The 5,435-nt window shown below is 40.5% G+C and carries 4 protein-coding genes; 2 read left to right on the forward strand and 2 right to left on the reverse strand.

The window, feature by feature from the left end:
* Positions 1–191: 191 nt before the first annotated feature.
* Positions 192–317 carry a hypothetical protein gene (locus EO95_RS18480; RefSeq protein WP_255350184.1) on the reverse strand — a complete coding sequence of 42 codons (126 nt, stop codon included), beginning with the start codon at positions 315–317 and terminating at the stop codon, positions 192–194.
* Between the two features lie 580 nt (positions 318–897).
* Positions 898–2,322, reverse strand: coding sequence for a beta-propeller fold lactonase family protein (locus EO95_RS10750; protein ID WP_048134683.1), 1,425 nt, complete (start codon positions 2,320–2,322; stop codon positions 898–900).
* Positions 2,323–2,913: 591 nt separating this feature from the next.
* On the opposite strand from EO95_RS10750, the gene EO95_RS10755 reads away from it, so the two are divergent.
* Together EO95_RS10755 and cbiZ are read left to right on the forward strand one after the other, a co-directional pair.
* Positions 2,914–3,864 carry a phosphotransferase gene (locus EO95_RS10755; protein ID WP_235282972.1) on the forward strand — a complete coding sequence of 317 codons (951 nt, stop codon included), beginning with the start codon at positions 2,914–2,916 and terminating at the stop codon, positions 3,862–3,864.
* Between the two features lie 220 nt (positions 3,865–4,084).
* On the forward strand, positions 4,085–4,690 hold the full coding sequence (gene cbiZ / locus EO95_RS10760) for an adenosylcobinamide amidohydrolase (RefSeq protein ID WP_048134685.1): 606 nt from the start codon (positions 4,085–4,087) through the stop codon (positions 4,688–4,690).
* The last annotated feature ends 745 nt before the right edge of the window (positions 4,691–5,435 follow it).

Consider the following 5,435-nt stretch of genomic DNA (forward strand, 5'->3'; position numbering starts at 1 on the left):
GTTCTCACTGAACTGGATACAAAAGGACCCAAAAAGGACACAACTATATCCTAAAAAATTTAATCCAGGATACATGCCTGAAGAGAAGAGGTAAATAAACTGCTGGATACCTGTAAGCCTCTATGAGATGATTTAGAGCCTGGTCTTGTAGGAGTTCGTGCGTTCGAATCGCACCTCTTACATCATTTTTTTTAATTTTCTTGTGGTTTACAGGTCATGCCTGAGCCAAAATCTTTTCCGGGTTGTTTCTCCGAATCTACCTGCATATCTACATCCACATGTGCCCCTGATTTGTTCCCTATTTTAGAAGCTATCAAAATTTAATTGTTCTTTTTCCGAAAAAGTAATTTCAAGCAAGGGAAAGAGATAAAAAAGATATTTTGTTGGGGTTTTCCCGCCTGATTGCACATTTCAAGCGGGAGGTCTGTTCACACAATTTAAGTAATGATAATAACATCTCTCTAAATATATAAATATTTGTATGCAGTTGGACTTAAGATCTAGAATCGAAGGATTTTGTGGATTCGAATCACAACTCTCTGACCCCCCCCAAATTCAGGGCTAAAAAGATCCCGTTCGTTGTTTTTCCCTATCAAGTAATGAACAAATTCCCTAAACTTAAAAGATCAACATGTTTGTGCTCTACATGACCCTGAAACACAGGAGTGGCTTGTCAGAAAAGCAACTTTCTTCAGGAAAATGGGTTCTCAATTGGTGTTCAATAGACTGCTCAGCTGAAGAGCCATTTTTTCAATCCGTCCCTGAGCTGGAAGAAGGTGCCGATTTCAGGTAATGAAGGCAAAATCTGCAGACGATTCCTGATGATTTCTGATATCTGATCGACACCCTTCAAGCATGAATATTTTTTACCCGAGAATCAATGAATGAAGCTTTGTATCATATTTCCGGAGCTTCGCTATCGGGTATCGGTTCAAGCCCGGGTCCATTAGATTTCCAATAGTATTTGATGTTATATTCATAACCGGATTTCAAAGTATCCTGTTGAACATAATACCATGAACCTGCTCGGAGGTATTCATCAAAAATACCTGAAGGACTTGTAACCGAGCGGGTTTGTCCTGTGGGAACGTTCACGACGAAAACGGGTTTTTTGGAATCTACCTTTGTCCAGACTACGACGATATCCATTCCAACTTCATTTTCTATATTAAGGACAGAGCCACCGGTATAGTCTGGGAGATAATCTTCAATTCCTACATTTACTGGTTCCCCTATAACATCTACTGGCTCCCCTATAACATCTACTGGCTCCCCTATAACATCTACTGGTCCCCCTATAACATCTACTGGCCCCCCTATAAACTGTTCCAGGGAAAGAGGCAGTTTTCCTACAGGCACCGTGGCTGTAACAGTGTTGTTTATCGTGTTAATTACAGAGACAGTATTGCTGTTAGAGTTCGTCACATATACCTTTGTCCCATCCGGGGTGACCGCAACTCCAAAAGGACCATTTCCTACACTTATCGTGGCATTAACAGTGTTTGTGGCTGTGTCAATTATGGAGACAGTACCGCTTAATTCGTTCGCCACGTAAACCTTTGTACCATCCGGAGTGACTGCAACTCCACAAGGATTGATTCCTACATCCACCGTGGCATTAACAGTGTTTGTGGCTGTGTCAATTACAGAAGTAGTGTTGCTGTAGAAGTTCGCTACATATACTTTCATTCCATCCGGACTGACTGCAATTCCCATAGAACCGGATCCTACAGGCACCGTGGCTGTGACAGTGTTTGTCGCAGTATCAATTATAGAGACAGTACTATTGTAAACTGAGTTCTCTATATAAGCTGAACTGGCGACATATACCTTTGTTCCATCCGGAGTGACTGCAACTCCACAAGGATAGACTCCTACAGGCACTATGACTGTAACATTGTTGGTTGTTGTATTAATCACAGAAGTAGTATTGCTGTCAGAGTTCGCTACATATACCTTTGTTCCATCCGGAGTGACTGCAACTCCACAAGGATATTCGCCTACAGGCACCGTGGATGTAACATTGTTGGTTGTTGTGTTAATCACAGAAACATTGTTGCTGTCAGCGTTTGCCACATATACCTTTGTTCCATCCGGTGTGATTGCAACTCCATAAGGACCCGCACCTACAGGCACCGTGGCGGTAACATTGTTTGTTGCGATATCAATTACAGAGGTAGTATTGTCGCCGTAGTTCGAAATATATGCAAATGGCGCTGCGCCTGCGATACTTACCAGCATTAAAAGCACCAGCGTCGTTCGTCCTAAAAATGTTATGAGGGCATGCCCTCTGTGTGTTTTATCACATGTCATTTCTTTCATCTTAACTCCCCACTTTACGGATTTGGATATTTTCAAAAAAAAGAGATATAAATCAACAAATATACTACATGGTATTATATAAAGAATCTTTTTCCAATACAAGGGGATGTTTTTCCATATATCACTTCAATTTTATATTACGCCTAGTTCTCAAATTTATTAAAACTTTCAAGATCCAATCAGGATAACAATATTTTAACCAGAAACGTTGTTATCCAAAAAGTCCAAACAATTGTAAAAAATTAAAAATTAGAAGCGGTGTCAAAGAGGGCAGTTTAGAATTTTTGATAATGAGCTCTAATTAGAAATTGTTTTGCCCTGTTATGTTGCTTTCTGGTTCTATCCTGAAAAGAAAGACCTCATCAGTATAATTAGAGATATATTACGCAGTTAGGATAAATTATTGATCAAATCTGAAAAAGACGGCGCATTCTTTGTGATTGGGAAAATTATTGAGACTTTTGTGTTTAATCTTGTAAGTAGCTCACCCCATAAATCAATAGAACAATGTAAAATTGAACAATGCAAACATTTTTTTCAATATGCCAAATAATTTCAGGATACAAAACAAAATGAATGCTGGGAGATTTCTTGGCATCCTTTGAATACGTCAGGACCGTAAAGCCCGGCCATGTTTTCAGGGACTGGCTTATCGAGGTGCTCGGGGATAGAATACGGAATAAAAACTGTAAAGTCCGTATCTTTAAACTCAGTCATGCATCGCACAGGGTCTGCAGATATGAGTTTAAAGGGGAAGGATTCAGTGTTGTAGCTAAATTTTTTGCAATACCCACGGGAATGATCAAAAAATACGATAGTTACGTTTTTATGAAAAAGGAATATGAATACCTTAAAAAAGCCCGAAAAATAATTGACGTCCCGGAACCGATCGCAATACATAACGATTTTTGTTGCGTCCTGGTCAGCAAATACGTGCCTGGAAGGTCTTTATTCTGGTATTTTGAGCACGGAAAAGAGCCTAAGGAAAAGTTAGAACTTGTGGCAGGTATGCTAAGAAAGCTTCATGAAAATACGCAGACATATTATGATAAAGAGAATGAATTTTCAAAATTTATTTATGTTTTGAAGCATCTCAAAATAGACCGGCATGAAAAAGAAAAGTATAAACATCTGCTTGAAAAATGGCGGCAGAGTCCCCTGCTGGACAGAGAAAGCGGCTGTATGACCCATAATGATTCCACCCCTGTAAACTATATCTTCCATAGGGGAAGACCATTTCTTCTTGATTTTGAACTGGCATCCCGGCATGGGCATTTAGCATGTGACCTCGGGATACTTTGCGCCGAGCTAAAGCACTATTTTGCGCGGAAAGGATCGAGCCAGAGGGCAGAGCCATATATTCGTCATTTCCTGAAGCATTACAGCAGAGATGAAGACGAATTTCATAAAATAACCAGGGTTATCCCATTTTACATGGCTTATGGCCTGCTGAGAATTGCCATCTTAAAATGGAATGCACGTTACAGAAAGTATCTCCTGAGAGAAGCAAAGAACTGTCTGAAAGCAATAGAGAAAATGTAACACGCTCCCCCGCTAAACTTGTGGTCCGCCGACTTCATTTTCCAAACCTTCCCCCCAGATTTGATAGGGAAGTATTATCCTTGAAAGTATTATCCTGGAATGTATTATCCTGGAATGTATTATCCTGGAATGTATTCTCCTTGAAAGTATTATCTCGGGAAGTATTATCTCGGGAGGTACCATTAAGCATATTATCCTCTGGAAAAAACGTGATCATTATATGCAATACTACGTAAAAGACAGCACTCTTGTAATCGAAGGCGATTTCGAAGCCGTGAGCACAGGCTTAAATGGTGGCCGCGCACGGGTAAACTATCTTTTCAACAAACAGGTGCCAAGGACCTTCAACCCTCCTGATCCTCGGGAATTCGTAAAAGAAGAAGCCCTGAAACTGGGACTTGAAACAGCCAATTTCGGTCTCCTTACAGCTGTCAAAATGGAATACCTCCAGGTCGTTGAAGACGACTATCTAACAGCCTTTATAACCGCTGGCGTAAGCAACGGCTCGGAATTCAGAGCAAAGGTAGGAACCATAAACATAATTCTAATCTCAAAAGCAAGACTATCTGAAACAGCTCTCTTCGGCGCGATCATCACAGCCACCGAAGCTAAAGGGCTTGCGCTTCTTGAAAAAGGATACACTTTCCTGGGCACGAATACGGATGCCGTAATCGTTGCCTATGAAACGGGTTCCTCAGGGTCTGATCCTGGAAATCAGGAAAATAAGGAAATACCTTATGCAGGCTCAAGTACGGAGTTTGGAAAACAGATTACTGAAGCGGTTATGAGGGGAGTTAAAGTAGGGCTTGAGCTGAGAGGAGAATAATTAGCTGCTGTACATGAAAACTACCTTTTGTTGAAATAAAAATGGAAAAAAAGAAATGTCAGATAGACAGGCTATCTTACATTATCTACCTAAATTTGAAAAATGTTTAAAAGGTACGATCAAAAACAGCAATTTTTACTTCCATTAAACTTAGAAGAGTTTGTTCCTGAAAACCATGTTGTGGGAATGGATGTAATTATCATGATTCCTCACTTAGCCGAAGATGCATGAAATGGATACGGGTTTTCAGAATTCGGGTCTAGGTTTATATAAGGGTGCATTTAATATTGGGCTTTACCTCTTTATTTTACAGGAGAATTATCTACCCATATCTGCTATTTTCGGCTTTTTCGGAATTGCCGGGAAGGTTTCTTCTCGTTTCCGGATCTATATCGAATATCCTCCGCTTGAAATGGATTTACAGGAATAGGTTAGCAGGAATAGGTTAACAGGATCAGTTTGAAATACGAGAACGGAGTTTGAAATTAGATTTCTCGGAGAATTTGCCGCCCATCAGGGGAGGTTGGGTGTGTACCGAATTCTCATTGCAAAAAAGAGTTACTCTAAACCTAATTACACGGGACCGATACTATGGCAAATGATTTTAACAAAAATAAAGGCAGTACAGGCAAGACAGGTAGGCCAAGCAGTACAGGCAAGACAGGTAGACCAGGCAGTACAGGCAAGACAGGTAGACCAGGCAGTACAGGCACTGTCTCTTATACACATCTGACGCTGCCGACGA

Source organism: Methanosarcina sp. 1.H.T.1A.1, assembly GCF_000979295.1.
Lineage (GTDB): Archaea > Halobacteriota > Methanosarcinia > Methanosarcinales > Methanosarcinaceae > Methanosarcina.